General features: G+C 61.0%; 1 pseudogene. It reads left to right on the forward strand.

Going from position 1 to position 1178, the window contains the following annotated elements:
- Positions 1 to 245: 245 nt before the first annotated feature.
- Positions 246 to 1109, forward strand: a pseudogene (locus tag ABD361_RS30350) (IS1182-like element ISKpn6 family transposase); the annotation flags it as partial.
- Between the last annotated feature and the right edge of the window lie 69 nt (positions 1110 to 1178).

Genomic DNA, 1178 nt, shown 5'->3' on the forward strand with positions numbered 1-1178 from the left:
GGGAACCCGAACCTTCAGGCGTTGGGTGAGCAAAACCAACCCTAGCCCTATTGCTTATGGTGCCTGGTCTATCTTGGCCCACCTGGCAGGTTTCGGGGCTATATGGGACGCTGACCGGGATTGAAACCATGACCGAACATAAGGCCGAACGTGCTCCCTGGGGAGACTTCCCGGCAGTAGTGAGGAACGGCGATCTAAAGGATCTCTCTAAAGAACCTGAATACGAAGCCGCCAAACATGGCGACCACAAGGCGATGAGCTATAAGCGCATGAAGCCGGCCGAGGACGAATTGCATTGCGAGATCAAGGCGCTGCTTGATCGCGCCAAGGCTACCGACGACCAGGAGCGTAACGAGCCGGAGCTGGACATTCCTGCCGAGATTTCTCGCCGCGAGAAGCGCCTGGAGGCGATCCAGGCGGCAAAGGCGCGCCTGGAAGCGCGCCAGCGTGAAGCGGACCAGGCCCGGGGGCGCAGCGAAGACGATGGCCGCCGGCCTCGCCATCCGGATGGCTCGGACAAGGGCGGTGGCTCGTACAAACGCGAGTTTGGTGTGCCGGATGACCGTGATCAGGAAAGCTTCACCGATCCGGACAGCCGGATCATGAAACACGCCGGTGGTGGCTCCGAGCAGAGCTACAACGGGTACACAGCGGTCGATGCCGAGCACCAGATCATCGTGGCGGCGGAGTTGACCAACTGCGCCGCGGACAGTCAGGCGCTGCTGGGCATGCTGGCAGCAGTTCAGGCCAACACCGGAGAAATGCCGGCCCAGACGCTGGCGGATGCGGGATTCCGTAGTGAGGCTGTTCTGGCAAAGGTCGCCGATCACCACGGCGATGTCATCGTTGCCCTCGGCCGCGAGGGACGTGAAGATGCCAAGGTCAATGCCAAGACCCATCCGCATACGGCGGCGATTGCGGCGAAATTGAAAACGGAGCAAGGCGATGCAGCTTACCGCCGGCGCAAGTCGATCGTGGAGGCTCCGAATGGTTGGATCAAGGCGGTGATGGGATTGCGTCAGTTCAGCATGAGGGGCCTGGACAAGGTGCAAGCCGAGTGGAAGCTCGTCTGCATGGCGCTAAATCTGAGGCGAATGGCGTATCTGTGAGGGCGAAGGTTAAATGGGGCGGCTCAAATGCACCCCAGTCGTCATAACACGCCGCGCGCCGCAAGATTG

Origin of the sequence: Streptomyces luteosporeus, from assembly GCF_039532865.1 — a bacterium.
Lineage (GTDB): Bacteria > Actinomycetota > Actinomycetes > Streptomycetales > Streptomycetaceae > Streptomyces > Streptomyces luteosporeus.